A 17,372-nucleotide genomic window follows, 5' to 3' on the forward strand; every position below is an offset into this window, starting at 1 on the left:
CCTCTACAACAAGATTGGGTCTGTCGAGCCAGAAGCATCACCTTCACCAAGGTGCATGATCTCATCTAGGCTCACTACCCCTTGCAACGCCAGTTCCATTGCCGATGCGAGCAGTGGTTTATAGTTTTTAGAGCGTCTTGCTGTTTGAGCAAAGCCCACCGCATCATTAGCACGCAGGGCATCCATCATATTTTGCTCAAGCTCTAACATCTCAAAGACACCAATTCGGCCACGATAACCGGTTAGGTTACAGTTTTGACAGCCGCGACCTTTTACAAATGATGCAGAAACCTGATTCGGGAATCGTTCGCTAAGCCACTGTTTACGTGCATCATCTAATTCATCTTCAACCTTACAATCACTGCACACCTTACGAACCAGTCGTTGCGCGACAACCGCACGAACCGCACTAGCAACCAGATAGCCCGGAGCGCCCATATCCATCATACGCAGCGCACTATCGACGGCATCATTAGTGTGAAGCGTACTCAATACCAAGTGACCCGTTAATGCTGCACGCAAGCCAATCTCGACCGTTTCATGGTCACGCATCTCACCAATTAGAATAATGTCGGGATCCTGACGCAAGAAAGTTCTCAAAATAGTTGAGAAGTCAAGGTCAATTTTTGGGTTAACCTGTACTTGGTTAATACGCGGTAGGCGGTATTCCACAGGATCTTCTGCAGTAATGATCTTTTTACCCGGCTCATTAAGCTCACTCAGAGCACCGTACAACGTAGTCGTTTTACCAGAACCTGTCGGGCCTGTTACCAAGATCATACCGTGTGGTCGACGCAGCTGCTTACGTAGGCGTACTAATAGATCAGCAGGGATACCCGACGATTCGAGTTTACGCAGCCCAGCAGACTGGTTAAGCAGACGCATAACCACAGATTCGCCATGCTGTACTGGCATCGTCGACATACGGATATCAACAGACTGCCCTTTAGCACGAATATTAAAACGACCATCTTGAGGAAGACGCTTCTCTGAGATGTCCAAGTTCGCCATCAACTTTAAACGCAAAACTAGAGCAGACGCGATGTTCACTTCGTTAAGCAAGGTTTCGTGCAACACCCCATCAATACGTTGACGCAAACGTAGTACATTAGCATCAGGCTCAATATGAATATCAGAAGCGCCGACTTGAATCGCATCTTCAAACAGCGAGTTGATGAGCTTAACAACCGTAACTTCATCACTGTCTTCATCAGCGATATCAAAGTCAAAAGCCTCATTCACTTGGTGTTCTGCTTCTAGCTGCTCAGCAAAAGAAGCGATCTCTTTCGTACGACGGTAATAACGGTCAAAGCCATCAACCAGTTGACGTTCTGGCGCAACCACGAACTCCAATGCGTAGTCACCCAATTGGCCAAGCAGTGCTTCTTGGGCGAACAAGTCAGCAGGATCACTCATCGCGACACGTAAAGTATCGCCTTGGCGACCAATAACCAGAGCACGAAGACGTCGTGCATGCACCTCAGGAAGCAGTTGAACCGCTTCAACATCGACGGCCGCACGGCTCAAGTCAATAAGAGGGATATCCAATTGCTGAGACAAGAAGCTCAGCATCTGTTGCTCAGATAGAAACCCGAGCTCAATCAGCGCATCACCTAACTTACGGCCTGAACTTTTTTGGGCAGCAAGCGCTTGTTCAACCTGTGCCTCAGTAATAATGCCTTCTTCTACTAATAGGTCACCGAGTCTTTTTCTTAATCTAATCTGCATTCTGGGTGCCCTCTAGGTCTGAGATTACTTTTAGCCTATCGCGGATAAAACTTTGAGATTGTGATGAGATACCCACACGAACCAGTGCGTTTTGATACGACTGTTTCGCCTGTTCAAACATCAATTGGCGCTCTTGTTGAATGGCTAAACCTAACCACCAACGCGCGTTGTCTTGTTCTAATTCGGTTAGTTTTTGATAGCTCTCTAGCGCAATAGTTTCTTGTTGAGATTTTTGGCTCAGAGCAGCACGCATCGCAAGGTACTCTTTCGATGCATTATTAGGTAAATGCAGTAATGGGCTAAGTGCAGCTTCAGCTTGATCGGCTTTCACCAATAACTTCGAAAGCCCCAATCGTAGTGCTTCACTGTCATTGTTCAAACGGATCCCGGCTTGCAGCAACTCATAAGCTCTTCGAGTATCGCCTTTACCAAAGTAGAGTATCGCGAGCTTCTGTCTTACCTCTTCATCACGAGGCGTGTAGCGGAGCGCTTCTGTAAAACCTTGCAGTGCACCGTTAAGGTTATTGGCATCAAGTGCTTTCTTAGCTCGACCAATGGCATTAGCTGCCAGTTGTTCGGGTGTAAGCTCTACTTGCTTGATAACGATATCGCTCGAGGTATTTTCAACCGTTGATGAAGTGTTTGGAGCGGGCGTTGTTGATTGAGTAACTTGCAGGCTGGATTCTGGTTTCGCCGTTTGCGTACTTGCTAATAGCACAGGTTTCTGTGGCGCTTTTTCTGCTTGAGTATTAACCGTTTTTATAGGAGTCGGTTTATTGGTTGCGACAGCGGGTTTAGCACTTAATGTTAATGTTTTAGCAGTATTCTGAACTTGCGCAGGCGTCGACTGTGTCTCAGTGACTACCAACCTTTTCGTTGGTGAATCCGAGATCACGGCTGACGAAGCTGAGCCTTTTGAAGCTACTTCATCATTAACGGAATGACTTAACGCAACACTGTCTGACTCAATACTTGGCCCTTGCGATACCGCCCATCCGCCCATAGCTAAACTTAATGAGAAGCCAGCGGCCACCCAAATCCATGGGGAGCGAGTTTTCACCTTTGGAACCTCAGCAGCTTCGATCGCTACTTTAGGTTCTTTCTTAGCCAACTCTGATAAGGCGTTATTTATGGTACTCATGATTCGCTCCAACCCCACAAAATTGGCTTTTTAAACTTAGGTTTCGATACATCATAGGTTTCATGCATCGCTGAAAAAAGGTGCTGATTTTCCACTGCTTGCTTGTGCTCACTAAACGCCATTAATAGCGCTTTGTGACACAATTGATTGATTAGCCTTGGCACCCCTCTACTCGAACGCCAAATTGCTTTCTTGTGATTCAAACTAAATATGCTTGATGAACCACCTGACTTGTTGATTCGATTATCGATATAGGCCACAGTCTCCTCGAGATTGAGAGTTCGTAAACAAGAACTAAAGGAGATTCGTTGACGAAATTGCCTTAAATGATGTGCACTCAGGCGGGTCTCCAGCTCTGGCTGACCGAGCAATACTATCTGTAGTAACTTAGTCGATTCCGTCTCTAAGTTGCCGAACAAACGTAGCGTCTCGAGTGCTTCATCCGACAAAGCCTGAGCTTCATCTAAAATAGCGACTACCCTTTGACCAGAGCGATTCAAATCAATCAGCTTGTGTTGGATCTCATCCACCAGCATCGCTCTATCTTGAACATCAACCCCCAACTCTTTGGCGACGGTGTATCGCAAATCATCGCCAGAGAGCACAGGGTTCGGCAGATAAATCAATGCCGTGTTGTTATCTAGATGGTTTATCAACATACGACAAACCATAGTTTTGCCTGTCCCGACTTCACCGGTAATTTTAATGACCCCTTCTCCCATATCGAGAGCCGAAATCACCGTCTGAATCGCTTCAAAATGCGGCGCTAAGCCATAAAAGAGATCAGTATTTGGCGTTAGAGAGAATGGCGGTTGTTCAAAACCGAAGTGAGCTTGATACATAGGTGCTCACCTCTAAGATGCCGCCATAGCGCAAAACTGCCAATTACTCTTCATCCGGGAACCACTGCTGCAGAAGATCGCGAGAACGCTCAAGCTCACTCTGCCACGTGTTCACACCAACAATTGTCGGTTTGAGCAAGATCACCAGCTCGGTTTTTTGTGTCAGTTGGCTGGTATTACGGAACAGATGCCCAAGCGCCGGAATATCACCAAAGAATGGGACTTTTGAGGTCACATCACTGACATTCGACTTCATCAAGCCACCGATCACAACAACATCGCCATTACGAGCACGAATCACCGAGTCTGACTCACGGATTGAGCTTCTTGCCAATGGTAATTCCACTGTACCGGTTGTTGAACCAAGGTTTAGAGATTTGGTCTCCTCGCTCACATCAATCACCGCAGGGTGAACGTGAAGGAACACATTACCTTTATCATCAATCTGAGGCGTGACATCGAGAGAGATACCCGAGAAGAAAGGCGTTAGCTCTACTTCTGGTGCAACATTGGCGTTATCACCGCTGCCAACTGCACTTGATAGATCCGTCACGTAGTACTCATCAGTACCGACTTTGATCACCGCTTTTTGGTTGTTTGATGCCGTCACTCGTGGGCTAGAAAGTACGTTCAGATCACCCTGGGTACCCATAAAGCTCAACACCGCTTCAAAGCTACCGCCAGAAACAACAATGTTTGATTGACCACCTAGCAGCGACCCAACAGGGTCAAGCCCCGGTAGCGTCACTGGAGTAATCGCACCCGCCGCGTCTTTAACAATGTTGCCAGTACCAATGGTGTAGTTAGTACCGTTAGACGAGAACATTTTGGTCCAGTTAATGCCTTGTTGGTAACCATCACTCAACGTCACTTCAAGGATCTTCGCTTCCAAGATAACCTGACGCTGTAATCGCTCTTGAGAAATCCCCAAGAACTGACGTACTTCGCGGATCTCATCAGGGTAAGCTCGTACGGTAATGACACTCGCTTGAGGTGTCACGACCACACTTTGACCATTACCACTGCCGATCAAATGCGTAACCGCCGCTTCTAACTGAGGCCAGAAGTCACTCTCTGAAGTGGTTTCGATCTCAGTACCGCCGGTTGATGAAGAGGAACTTGAAGACGTAGACGAGCTATTCGAACTAGAACTTGAACTAGAAGAGCTCGATGAGTTGGAATCGGAATTAGTAATCGTACCCGTTGTAATGGTCGTCAATGAGCGACCTGCTCGCTTAAGCTGTAAGTAATCGACAGGAATTGTCACGGTACGAAGGCCAGCAGGGAAAATTTGAATAACCTTACCACGCTTTTCGATATCGTAGCCGTAAAGATCTTGTACAACTGACAGCACCTCATCTAACGTGACGTCAGTTAGATTAACGGTAATGTTACCTGTGACACTTGGATGAATCGCTGCGCTAAATTCGGTGCCTTTTACTAAGCTCGCGAAGAAAGCTCGAGCATCAACTCGATTGGCTTGAATACGAAAACGCTTGACCGTTTCCATACTTGGCGACATTGGATCATCGTCAAACTGCGGCATAAGATCGTCTTGAACCGATGAAGGTAACTCACTCAGTGCTCGACTATTGGCTTCATTAATGGACTCATTTAAAGATTCTTTGATCTCTACTGGGTCGCGGTGGCCCATTGAACAACCAACTAAAGATGAAACTAAAATTGCTACTACAAGTTTACGCATGTCTTCACTCAAACCTTAATTCTTCTTAATATCCAAAGAGAACAGCTCCAACTTCCACTGCTGAGTACTTCTCTGAAGAGTGACGTATTCTGAATCTATATTTTTTACCTTGTACCCACGAATTACCTCACCTTGCGAGACAACCTGACCATTTAAAATGGCATAACATGAGCTTTCACCTTTACAAACGATGCTCTGCAACTCAGGCAAGCGATAACGAGTTGGGGCTTTTTTTACAGGTGCTGCTTTCTGCTCTTTGGGTACTAACCACCCCAACGGAGCCGTTGGATCCTGCTCAGCCAAGACCGAAGAGCTGCAAAACAGCAGAGACAGTAAAAGAACTCTAACCACCAATGAACTCCTGTCTTGTCCCTAATGTGTAAACCTCAAACACCAAACGAGCTTGTGGGTACTCTTCTACTTTGTATTGAAAGGTTCGCCAGTAATAACGAACTGGAAGAGATTCCAATGCTTGTAAATAAGCTGAGATATCAAAGTAGGAGCCCGTTAACTCCATGCGAACAGGGTGTACGTAATACCCCGAGTACTCACTGGTGCTTTTCTTATTCGAAATAGGCTCTGGTTTTAGCGACTCTAATGACGCAAGTTTCAACCCTTTGCCTGAGCTCAAAACACTCTCTAAAAGTTGTGTCATCTGCGATGGTGAAATCAGACCATCGATAATCTGAGACAGCTCAACAGAAAGCTCTTGGCTTTGAACCATTAATGATTTGAACTCAACATCGATTTCTTTATCTGGGTTTTTGTTGAGTTTGGCTTGCAGCACTAACAACTCACCTTCAAGCCTTTGGTTTGATTGAGTTAAGCTCATGCTTTTTGCACGCTTTGCCTGCAAGTCATTGTATGCTGGCTCAACCAACACACTGAATAGGAGCATAAACAGACCGACGAAACCACATAGTAAAACCAGCCATTTTTCTCTCGAGCTTAGCGCTAGGAATTTATCGCTATACTGCTCCCACCTTTGCATTCTTAATTCTCCCTACGGGTGCTTAATTCAAACGTCACAACATCTTGGTCATTACGACCAATCTTCAGTTTTTCAAACGCGCGCCCCACGAGATTGAGCTCATTTTTGAATTGCCCAACCCAATTAGGAATCACCTCGGCACTGCGAGCGAAACCTGATAGATCAAGCGAATCATGAGTCATATAAATGCGAGAAAGCGAGATATCATTACGCCCTAATTTGGCCAGAGCGTTCATGACGCCAGAATACCCGATCTGCTGGCTCTCGTCGTATTGACCTACTGCCAGTAAGGCATCTTTTTTAGCCTGAATCTCACGTTTGAGACGCTCAACGGCAGCCACTTTCTCTGGTGAAGGCTTATGTTGCGCCAATTTGGCATTAAGCTGCTTAACCTGACTATTTAATTGATTAGATTTTTGTTGAAGAACAATCAGTTTGTCATCGATATTAGTCGTCTGGTAGTGCATAAAACCGTAAGCGGCAAACATCACAGCAGAAACCAAAACCCAAGATGCCGCCACATTCGTTAGAGTAAAGTACTCTTTTTTCGGCTTTAAATGCTCTGGATAGAGATTAACTTTGAATTCGGAATGCACTTTCGCCAATTCGACAAGCAAAGATTCGGAGCTTTCGCGTCCATTTTCACTGATCAAAGAAACACTCGAACTTAAAGTATTCGATAAGGCTTCTTTTAATTCAGCTTCGTCCTCTTCATCACAGCATATTTTTAGCTGTCGTAGCTGAACACCCTTAATTTGTGAAGAGAGGTAGTCGATTGATCGTTGCAGTTCAAGCGCCAGACCATCCATTTGAAGAGCGCTCGAAGCGACTCCAGTCAGTGGCGGTACTACGCTACGAATAGAACGTTGGAAACACACCGTATGTTCAACAAAAGCGCCCAGCTTAAAGTGAGCATTTTTGCTGCGTTGCAGCAGTATAAAGTTCGACAACTCACCAGCACTGTAACCCCATAGCTCATCTTCAGGAGCCACACCGCAGAGTTCCACTTGAGCTTGGTTGACGACGTTTAAGAGTTTATCGAGTAGTTTTTTCGCAAGAACATAAACTTGAAGTTTATTCGATGTTGGCAGAGCAACCGCACTGGCTGTGATCTCAGTGACGCGCTCTGAAACCAGATCTTTGAGTAGGAAAGGGAGTGCAACCGGCCATTCACTTTCAGGAATTTCCGGTTTATCAATCTGATAGGTCTGGTAGTAATTCGCACTAACAATCAATTGTAGGCGGGCACTATTGAAAGCATCACTTGCCAGTGATTTTTTCAAAGCACTCTCCCAGTCGCCATTCATGATTGGCGTAGCAATAACGCTATTGTCCGCAGCAGGGACATAAACAGCGTCACTGCTTAACAGGATCACCTGTGCTTGCGTGCCGTTTTGGGCTGGCTTTATTTTATTTAAAATCGCTTTTAACTTCATGCTTAACTACTACTCTTACGCCATCGATTTCTTCGGCCAACTTTAACTACCGACTCTGTTTTTACCCTAGGCTTATTCGGCTGTGGTACCGGAATAATTTGCCTCTCTTCATCAAACAATCGTCCTTGATAGCCATGGATTCCCAACTCAAGCAGAGCATTTTTCTCTGATTTAGTCTCTACACCAACCGCGATTACCTGGGTTGGCGCGTCTCCACAAGCTCCAATCAAACTGCGTACAAACAGTTGATTCTCATGCCTTTGATCGATCTTTTTAACCAAGCTTCTGTGTAGCTTAATAAAGTCGACTTTTAAATCCTTAATATAGTGAGTGCTAACAATCGTTCGACCCGCTTGACCAACCGTTACTTTACATCCGAGTCCTTTCAGCATTTTGGCGACAGGTCTCATGTAATCTAAATGTGCAATCACGTGCCCTTCTGAAAATTCGAAACCTAAATGCGCACGCTGTTGAGTTGAAAGCTGTAACAACTCACTTCTAAACCACTTAAAGTGCTGTTTATTCGCAAAAGGAGTGACATTTAGGTTAATAGAGTAATTCATCAGTTCTGAAGATTCTTTTACCGACTTCAATAAAACCCGCAAAACTGATTGATCCATTTGGGCTTGATATCCAATCTGCTCTACCGCAGGCAGGAATCGAGAAGACTTAAGCAGGCCTTTCTCTGGATCTTGAATCCTTACAAAAATTTCTCTATGTAATTCATAAGGTTGCCCTTTATTGGACATAAGATAACACTGCTGTGCGAAGATTACTAAGTTTTCCGGCTGCAATGCCTTATCCAGTAATGTTCGCCAACGAACGCTACCACGCTCCAACTCATTCTTATTAAGTTTAGGGTAACGACTCCAGTTATTACTTCGTTCTAACTGAGCGCTTTTCAGTGCTGTCTCCGCTTCATCCATGATCTGGCTATGACGCTCACCTTCCGCATACATGGTCACACCAATGTGGCACCAATTATCCACATCTAGCGGCTCCGGTGGGGTCAATTTATCAAGTTGTCTCAAACATTGGGCAGCCAGTGTCGCAATATCTTTACTACTTTGATGAGGAATAAATACAGCAAAGTCGGCATCATAGTATCGGGAGAAGATAACGTCAGGGTAACGCTGGACGATATTCGACAACACTTCACCTACTTCAACGATAAAAGCGTCGGTCACTTGCTTGTCGTTATTGTCTCGAACTTGCTCCCACTCTTCGATACGGATAAGAAGTACGCCACCACGCGCACCACTTTCATGCAGAGCCGATTCAAGTTTATTGTCGAACAGGACTCGATTAGCAGTACCTGTGAGCTTATCTAAAAAGGTATGTGTACGAATAAAGGTATCAAAACGGCTACGTTCCTGTCGGGCGTCTTGCAACTCCTCAATCAATACATCAAGCGCTTCACTTGCGGTGTATGGCCACTCTCGCTCATCACCTTTAGCATGAGACTCAACTTGCCCAGCAAGGATCATTCTGCCACGCTCTTCAAGCATTTCGGAGCCCATTAACTGCTCTTTGAGCCACTGCACTCCCCTAGCTAAACAGAAAATGATCAGAGCAACTGCTAACGTTATCGACCACATCGCTTCCATTGAGTAGCTGTAACCAATATAAGGAGGCAAAGCCTTAAACTCGATTTGGTAGCCGGTGTTACGCTCTAATAGAAAGGTGCGTTCATAGAGACGATTGGGATCAATTTGTGGAGAAGTATCTTTGAAACGATAAACAATACCGGTGGAGTTCGAGAGTTTCATCTCTACGATATTGCTGGCTTGGAGCATCTTAGGCATCCAGCGCTGCATAGAATAAGCAGCATCAGGATCTTCCATTTCTTTATCCACGACATCGACAATCCCGACCAAATAGTGATCGAGATACTCTTGCCCAATACGCTTGAAAGAGAGTGTGCCCCCGATGAATAGAATAAACATCGCACTGATAACAATAACAGTAACGAATGCCACCAAACGGGTGCTCAACTTAAGGGTTGGGGTATATCTCATGAATAACGAAATCCTTTTCAACTCACATTATACCGTACTGCTACGTTATACTATATTTTGCGGTTGTAAATAAAGCGTTAAGAGTTTCGGGTAGCAAAAAGCCGCGACAAACGCGGCTTTTCCATTGTAATACTTTGTTTTCTGATTTACGAAAAACAGAGTTTAGAACGGGATGTCATCATCAAAATCCATCGGTGGCTCATTGTATTGAGGTTGAGCCTGTTGTGGAGCTTGTTGTTGAGGTGCTTGCTGCTGAGCAGGTGCACTGTATTGCTGCTGTTGTGGTTGTTGAGGCTGACCCCAACCACCTTGCTGCTGTTGACCGCCCATGCCGCCTTGAGCTGGTGCGCCACCTTGAGCACGACCGCCTAGCATTTGCATTACGCCATTAAAGCCTTGAACAACAACTTCCGTTGTGTAGCGATCTTGACCGCTTTGATCTTGCCATTTACGTGTCTGTAGTTGGCCTTCAATGTAAACTTGAGAACCTTTACGTAGGTATTCACCTGCAACTTCTGCCAGCTTGCCAAACAGAGCCACACGGTGCCATTCTGTTTTCTCGCGCTGCTCGCCAGTTGCTTTATCACGCCATGATTCTGACGTTGCAATGGTAATGTTCGCTACTGCACCGCCATTTGGCATGTAACGAATTTCAGGGTCATTACCTAGGTTACCCACTAATATAACTTTGTTAACTCCACGGCTAGCCATGATTTGCTCCGTCTAAACTCATAGTCTTGAAAATTTTAGCGCATAAGAATAACACGCTTTTTAACAGTGATAAATCGCAATCCGATTCTCTATTGAATCGAAAGAATAAAAACGTAACAAATCATGATATTCAGACGAGTGTTGTTTTTTTCGCCACTTACAAACCACTCATTTACTTGGTCAATTGATATTCAACGCAAGTCATAACTAAGCAGCTAGTGATGAAATTCGCATCATGACAGTGTGAACGCTTTCTAATAAACAATAGAGGAGCTTTCACATGAAAGTATCAAGGTATACACGCACACTGCACTTCTTATGCTTAGATCCAGAACAAAGCCATCTTTATATCAATGAAATAGAGAAGTTACTTTCTATTCCAATGTATAAGATGCCTCCGGGAGAGTTAATGTGCGTCAACAAAAAGCAGAGCAATCGAATCATCTTGGTCGATTACAAACAGCTGCCAGAGCTATTTGAAGCCTTCCCTAACCTCGCGGTTTTATGGAAGAACTTTGAAATCATTCTGTTCAATGTAGAAAAGCCTTTGCAAACTCAAGAGATCATCCGCTTTGGGCACCTAAAAGGTTTGTTCTACTGCAGCGATACCAAACCGAAAATAGCTGAAGGCATCACGAGGATCATTAATGGTGAGAATTGGTTACCTAGAAAGATTACCAGCCAATTGCTTTTCTACTATCGCAATATCGTCAACATCAGCACTTGTCCAATCACAGTCGATTTAACCATCCGTGAGTTGCAAGTGATACGCTGCTTACAAACTGGTGCATCGAATACCCAAATTGCGGAGGATCTATTCATCAGTGAATTCACAGTCAAATCCCATCTTTATCAAATCTTTCGTAAATTGGCTGTAAAGAATCGAGTGCAAGCTATCGCGTGGGCAAACCAGAACCTAATTTCATAACTTGCCAATATCAATATTTTTGAGGGTAGCTCCAATAAAGCATATGGATTGTTGCTGAATTTTCGACATTATCTGTGCTAGAGTTGCCCTCAGAAATGTTCAGCACACAGAGCTGATTCGATAATTATTAAAGATATAGGGTTTTTACCATGATTAAAAAGTGCCTTTTCCCGGCAGCTGGCTACGGTACACGTTTCTTACCTGCAACTAAATCGATGCCAAAAGAGATGATGCCTGTTGTGAGCAAACCGCTCATCGAATATGGCGTTGAAGAAGCAATTGAAGCAGGTATGGACGGCATGTGTATCGTAACAGGCCGTGGTAAGCACTCGATCATGGATCACTTCGACAAGAACTACGAACTTGAACACCAAATCAGCGGCACTAATAAAGAAGAACTGCTGTACAACATTCGTGAAACGATTGAAGCAGCAAACTTCACGTACATTCGTCAACGTGAAATGAAAGGCTTAGGTCATGCTATCTTAACTGGCCGTGAGCTAGTTGGTGACGAACCATTTGCGGTTGTACTGGCTGATGACTTGTGTGTAAACGAGCAGCAAGGCGTACTTGCTCAAATGGTTGCACTTTACAAGCAGTTCCGCTGCTCAATCGTTGCTGTACAAGAAGTGCCAGAGGACGAAACACACAAGTACGGTGTGATCTCAGGTGAGATGATTAAAGACGATCTTTACCGTGTTGATGACATGGTAGAGAAACCAGAACAAGGAACAGCCCCAAGCAACCTAGCAATCATTGGTCGCTACATTCTAACTCCAGATATCTTCGAACTAATTGAGAACACAGAACCAGGCAAAGGCGGCGAGATTCAAATCACCGATGCGCTACTAAAGCAGGCTCAAGCTGGCTGTGTACTTGCGTACAAATTTAAAGGTAAACGCTTCGACTGTGGTAGTGTTGAAGGCTATATCGAAGCAACGAACTTCTGCTACGAGAATCTATACAAAAAAGACGCACAGAAAGTTGAACTAGATAAACACTCAACTAAAAAAGAAGCTTAATCACCTCCGGCTTCAGCATCTTTTAAAAGGCAGCTCAATTGAGCTGCCTTTTTTGTACTGTTTTTTTATCCAGTAAAACTTTGCACAAAACTCACACTATGTAATACTTTAGCCACTGAAAATTACATGGTTGCCTGAAATGGATAAAATTGAAGTAAGGGGTGCTCGCACGCACAACCTCAAAGATATAAACCTAACAATTCCAAGAGATAAACTCATTGTGATTACGGGTTTGTCTGGGTCTGGTAAGTCTTCACTGGCTTTCGACACCCTGTATGCAGAAGGTCAACGTCGCTACGTTGAATCACTCTCTGCCTACGCACGTCAATTTTTGTCTCTTATGGAAAAGCCCGATGTTGACCATATCGAGGGCTTGTCTCCGGCGATCTCTATCGAGCAAAAGTCGACATCTCATAACCCGCGTTCAACCGTAGGTACAATAACAGAGGTCTATGATTATCTTAGACTTTTGTATGCTCGTGTAGGTGAACCTCGCTGTCCAGATCATCATGTACCGCTTGCAGCTCAAACCATCAGCCAAATGGTGGATAAAGTACTAGAGCTGCCTGAAGGCTCGAAAATGATGCTGCTGGCACCTATCGTTAAAGAGCGTAAGGGTGAGCATGTAAAGACACTGCAAAACCTTGCGGCTCAAGGCTTTATTCGAGCTAGGATCGACGGAGAGACTTGTGATCTTTCCGATCCACCAACATTGGAACTACATAAAAAGCATACCATCGAAGTTGTGGTCGATCGTTTTAAGGTGCGTCCTGATCTTCAGCAACGCCTAGCAGAATCTTTTGAGACCACACTAGAATTATCGGGTGGTATCGCTGTCGTCGATTGGATGGACGATAACGATCAAGAAGAGATCGTATTTTCGGCTAACTTCGCCTGTCCGAAATGTGGCTACAGCATGCAAGAGCTTGAGCCTCGACTGCTCTCTTTCAACAATCCAGCTGGGGCTTGTGGTACCTGTGATGGCCTTGGTGTACAACAGTACTTCGACCCAAGCCGAATTATCCTTGACGACAACCTAAGCATTGCAGACGGTGCCATCAAAGGCTGGGATCAAAAGAACTACTACTACTTCCAAATGCTTACCTCACTTGCTGAGCATTACGGATTTGATTTGTTTGCACCATTCAACGCTTTACCAAAGAAAACTCAAGATATCATCTTGAAAGGCTCAGGCCGCACAGAGGTAGAGTTCAAGTACATCAATGACCGTGGTGATATTCGTGTTAAGCGTCATCCGTTTGAAGGTATTTTGAATACGTTAGAGAGGCGCTACCGTGACACCGAATCGAACTCGGTTCGTGAAGATCTTGCCAAGTACATTTCAACTAAGTCTTGCTCTAGCTGTGGCGGAACCCGACTGAGACTTGAAGCACGTAATGTCTTTATTGGCGATACTACCCTGCCGCAGATTGTTGAACTCAGTATCGCTGACGCATTGGAATTTTTCCAAAATCTGCAGTTAAGTGGTCAGCGTGCCCAAATTGCCGAAAAGGTCATGAAAGAGATCAACGACCGTCTACACTTCTTGGTCAATGTTGGCTTAAATTACCTCAACCTCTCTCGTAGCGCAGAAACACTTTCAGGTGGTGAAGCGCAACGTATTCGCCTCGCGAGTCAGATTGGCGCAGGCTTGGTTGGTGTCATGTATGTACTAGATGAGCCTTCAATCGGCCTCCACCAGCGTGATAATGAACGACTATTGCAGACCTTGGTTCACTTACGCGATCTTGGCAACACCGTTCTCGTTGTAGAACATGATGAAGACGCGATTCGTTGTGCCGATCATGTGATCGATATCGGCCCTGGTGCAGGTGTTCACGGTGGTAACGTCGTAGCCGAAGGTACCATGCAAGAGATCATCGACAATCCAAACTCTCTGACCGGCCAGTACCTAAGTGGCGTTAAAGAAATTGCGGTACCAAAAGAGCGAACTCCTATCGATAAAAAGAAAGTGGTTGAGCTGATTGGTGCAACAGGCAACAACCTTAAAGAGGTGACAGCAACAATCCCTGTTGGTCTGTTCAGCTGTATTACTGGTGTTTCCGGTTCAGGCAAATCGACCTTGATTAACGATACCTTCTTTAAGATCGCTCACACGCAGCTTAACGGCGCCACTACCGCTGTGCCAGCACCGTATAAGAAGATAAAAGGCTTAGAGCATTTCGACAAAGTGATCGATATCGACCAAAGCCCAATAGGACGAACTCCGCGTTCTAACCCAGCCACTTATACCGGTATCTTCACGCCAATTCGTGAACTATTTTCTGGTACACAAGAAGCACGTTCACGTGGCTACAAGCCTGGTCGCTTTAGCTTTAACGTTCGAGGTGGTCGCTGTGAAGCTTGTCAGGGTGATGGTGTAATTAAGGTAGAAATGCACTTCTTACCGGATGTATACGTCCCTTGTGATGTATGTAAGGGGAAACGCTATAACCGTGAAACATTAGAAGTGCGCTACAAAGGCAAAACCATCGATGAAGTGTTAGAGATGACGGTCGAAGACGCTCGTGAGTTCTTTAATCCAGTTCCGGTCATCGCACGTAAGCTCCAAACATTAATGGATGTTGGTTTATCTTACATTCGCCTTGGACAAGCAGCCACAACACTTTCTGGCGGTGAAGCGCAGCGTGTTAAACTGGCTCGTGAGCTATCTAAGCGTGATACGGGTAAAACTCTCTATATCCTAGACGAGCCGACTACAGGTCTGCACTTCCACGATATTCAACAACTACTGACTGTTCTGCATCGCCTGCGTGATCACGGAAACACAGTCGTGGTGATCGAGCATAACTTGGATGTAATTAAAACCGCAGACTGGATCATTGACTTGGGCCCAGAAGGTGGCCAAGGTGGTGGTGAAATTATTGCTGCTGGTACACCAGAAGATGTGGCACTGGTCGAAGGTTCTCACACCGCTCGCTTCCTTAAGCCTATGTTAACTATTAAATAGGCCTACAATAGCGCTCAGCGAATAGGACGAAAAGTGTTACAGTATCGGGGCTTGTTCTAATTGAACAGGCCCCGTTTTTATAAGGTTAAGGATCTATGGCGACAATACACACCAGTGGTACACAGCTTGAGGGTCAAGTGACTCAACTTCCGCTCAATAAGCCCTTTTTGGTTTCTTTGGCCGTTGTCTTTCTCATTGCTATGCACTTTTTTATGCCCAACCCTGGTGGTTCAGGCTTAGCGCTCTCTTTCAACCCAGCCACTTGGCTAGCTTTGAGCTTTACTCTGGCGATCGGCTTTTACCAAATGGCCAATAATCGCGTCATCAAGTACTCAAAGCTCACCATTGGCCTGCTGATTAGCTGCATTATTCTTACGCTGCCAGTCCTATATAGTAACGCTGCTCCTTCCGGTGCTTCAGGTCGCTTACTCGGGCTATGGACTGGTTTCGCTTTTTTCGTTCTTCTTCAACAGTTCAAGTTTAGTAACAAACATAAACAGCGTTTACTGTGGTTCATTGTACTCGCCGTTATGATCCAAGCTCTGTTTGGTTACTTCCAATACTTTTTCTTGGAAGCGGGCAACATGTTTGGCTACAACACCAAAGCCAACCGCCCTTATGGTATTTTCCAGCAGCCGAATGTGATGGCGAGTTTTCTCGCTACAGGTTTCGTTCTTTCTGCATATCTACTGGCGAGACAGCCAACCAAGTACAACCTCAAGCTGAGCGAATCGTTTCTACTCTACCTGATGCCAGCAATCACCGTACCACTGCTGATCATCATCGCATCCAGAACAGGTTGGCTAGCTAGTGTATTAAGCTTTGTTCTTATCCTGCCATACCTTTACAAGTTTTCGACCAAGAAGCGTTTTTACGGCTGGTGCGGTTCTGTATTGATCGGACTGATTGCTGGTTTTGCTATCATCAACCTACAAACTGCCGATAGCCTAGCCAGCAAGCGTACACACTTGGAAAGCCCTCGTGCCTATACTTTTCCACAAGCCTTAGACATGATGGTAGAGAAGCCATTCTCTGGTTATGGCTACGGTAAATTTGAGTCGGAATACACGCTGTACACAGCACGTCAACATCAACTCAACTCCAATTATCACCCTGGACTTCCAGCGATGGACCATCCGCACAATGAGTTATTATTTTGGGGTGTTGAGGGCGGTATCGTACCGATAATAGGTATTCTACTTGCATCAGCTTTGGTCGCGGGCAGGATAACTACCGCAACAAAGGGAACCCAATTAGCTCTGTTCGCGCTGTTTATTCCGATCGTTTTACACTCGCAGCTTGAGTACCCGTTTTACCATTCAGCCATTCATTGGATTACATTCATCGTATTACTTTACTGGGTTGACCAACGCACCTCTTATCACTACCAAAAGGGATTCAGCGTTATCAGTAAGACTTTGTTTAGAGTAACAAGCTTAGTCGTGCCTATTCTTGTGAGCTTCTATATGTTGAGCGCCTTGCACACCAACTATGTGCTGACCAAGTTTGAGAAATCACAGCCTAAGAATCCGGATATTCTAAAAGAGGTTTCGAACCCTGTGGTTTGGAAAGATCGCTACGATTGGGATATCTACAGTACTTATCTCAATATCGGACTCTATCAAGAAGATCCAAAACTGATTCAACCGTATATTGATTGGTCGCTAAATATCATCAAGTCGAAACCACGTCCTGCCTTTTACAACAACCTGATCTTGGCTTACCAAGGCTTAGGTGACGAAAGTAAAGCGGAACAGATTCGCAGCGAAGCGCAATTTCTGTTCCCGAATCGAGACTTTTCGACAGTGCAATACCTACGTCCATCACAGGTAAAATCATCGACGTCATTAGCACAAAGTAGCGCTCAATAGCTCTGCGA

At 45.1% G+C, this 17,372-nt stretch carries 13 protein-coding genes; 4 read left to right on the forward strand and 9 right to left on the reverse strand.

Annotated features, from left to right (window positions below):
* Positions 1 to 3: 3 nt before the first annotated feature.
* From L1D60_RS14640 to L1D60_RS14680, 9 genes are all read right to left on the reverse strand, one after another.
* Positions 4 to 1,728, reverse strand: coding sequence for a GspE/PulE family protein (locus L1D60_RS14640; protein ID WP_239841718.1), 1,725 nt, complete (start codon positions 1,726 to 1,728; stop codon positions 4 to 6).
* A complete protein-coding gene (locus L1D60_RS14645) occupies positions 1,718 to 2,881 on the reverse strand; it encodes a tetratricopeptide repeat protein (RefSeq protein ID WP_239841763.1) in 1,164 nt (387 codons plus the stop codon). The genes L1D60_RS14640 and L1D60_RS14645 overlap by 11 nt, the downstream gene beginning before the upstream one ends.
* Positions 2,866 to 3,711, reverse strand: coding sequence for an AAA family ATPase (locus tag L1D60_RS14650; RefSeq protein ID WP_239841720.1), 846 nt, complete (start codon positions 3,709 to 3,711; stop codon positions 2,866 to 2,868). Before L1D60_RS14650 ends, L1D60_RS14645 begins: the two co-directional genes overlap by 16 nt.
* A 43-nt stretch (positions 3,712 to 3,754) precedes the next feature.
* Complete coding sequence (gene mshL, locus L1D60_RS14655; RefSeq protein ID WP_239841722.1) at positions 3,755 to 5,416, reverse strand: pilus (MSHA type) biogenesis protein MshL; 1,662 nt, start codon at positions 5,414 to 5,416, stop codon at positions 3,755 to 3,757.
* Between the two features lie 15 nt (positions 5,417 to 5,431).
* Positions 5,432 to 5,767, reverse strand: a complete 336-nt coding sequence (locus L1D60_RS14660; RefSeq protein ID WP_239841724.1) for an MSHA biogenesis protein MshK — start codon at positions 5,765 to 5,767, stop codon at positions 5,432 to 5,434.
* Entirely contained in the window at positions 5,760 to 6,407 is a 648-nt protein-coding gene (gene pilO, locus L1D60_RS14665) for a type 4a pilus biogenesis protein PilO (RefSeq protein ID WP_239841726.1), read from the reverse strand. The genes L1D60_RS14660 and pilO overlap by 8 nt, the downstream gene beginning before the upstream one ends.
* 2 nt (positions 6,408 to 6,409) lie before the next feature.
* The gene (locus tag L1D60_RS14670) at positions 6,410 to 7,843 is read right to left on the reverse strand and encodes an MSHA biogenesis protein MshI (RefSeq protein WP_239841728.1); all 1,434 of its coding nucleotides are present in this window, start codon (positions 7,841 to 7,843) and stop codon (positions 6,410 to 6,412) included.
* Between the two features lie 2 nt (positions 7,844 to 7,845).
* Entirely contained in the window at positions 7,846 to 9,861 is a 2,016-nt protein-coding gene (gene csrD / locus L1D60_RS14675) for an RNase E specificity factor CsrD (RefSeq protein WP_239841730.1), read from the reverse strand.
* Positions 9,862 to 10,023: 162 nt separating this feature from the next.
* Positions 10,024 to 10,572 (reverse strand): single-stranded DNA-binding protein, encoded by a 549-nt coding sequence (locus L1D60_RS14680; protein WP_032552989.1) that lies wholly within the window; start codon positions 10,570 to 10,572, stop codon positions 10,024 to 10,026.
* Between the two features lie 280 nt (positions 10,573 to 10,852).
* Here L1D60_RS14680 and L1D60_RS14685 point away from each other — a divergent pair, with 280 nt between their 5' ends.
* From L1D60_RS14685 to L1D60_RS14700, 4 genes are all read left to right on the forward strand, one after another.
* Positions 10,853 to 11,500 (forward strand): LuxR C-terminal-related transcriptional regulator, encoded by a 648-nt coding sequence (locus L1D60_RS14685; protein ID WP_239841731.1) that lies wholly within the window; start codon positions 10,853 to 10,855, stop codon positions 11,498 to 11,500.
* A 149-nt stretch (positions 11,501 to 11,649) separates the two neighbouring features.
* Positions 11,650 to 12,522, forward strand: coding sequence for a UTP--glucose-1-phosphate uridylyltransferase GalU (gene galU / locus L1D60_RS14690; RefSeq protein ID WP_150895903.1), 873 nt, complete (start codon positions 11,650 to 11,652; stop codon positions 12,520 to 12,522).
* A 139-nt stretch (positions 12,523 to 12,661) separates the two neighbouring features.
* Positions 12,662 to 15,493: an excinuclease ABC subunit UvrA gene (gene uvrA, locus L1D60_RS14695; protein WP_239841733.1), complete on the forward strand. Its 2,832-nt coding sequence runs from the start codon at positions 12,662 to 12,664 to the stop codon at positions 15,491 to 15,493.
* A 95-nt stretch (positions 15,494 to 15,588) separates the two neighbouring features.
* The gene (locus L1D60_RS14700) at positions 15,589 to 17,364 is read left to right on the forward strand and encodes a PglL family O-oligosaccharyltransferase (RefSeq protein ID WP_239841735.1); all 1,776 of its coding nucleotides are present in this window, start codon (positions 15,589 to 15,591) and stop codon (positions 17,362 to 17,364) included.
* Positions 17,365 to 17,372: the final 8 nt, after the last annotated feature.

It is taken from the genome of Vibrio sp. Isolate30 (assembly GCF_022397975.1).
In the GTDB taxonomy this organism is placed as follows: domain Bacteria; phylum Pseudomonadota; class Gammaproteobacteria; order Enterobacterales; family Vibrionaceae; genus Vibrio; species Vibrio fortis.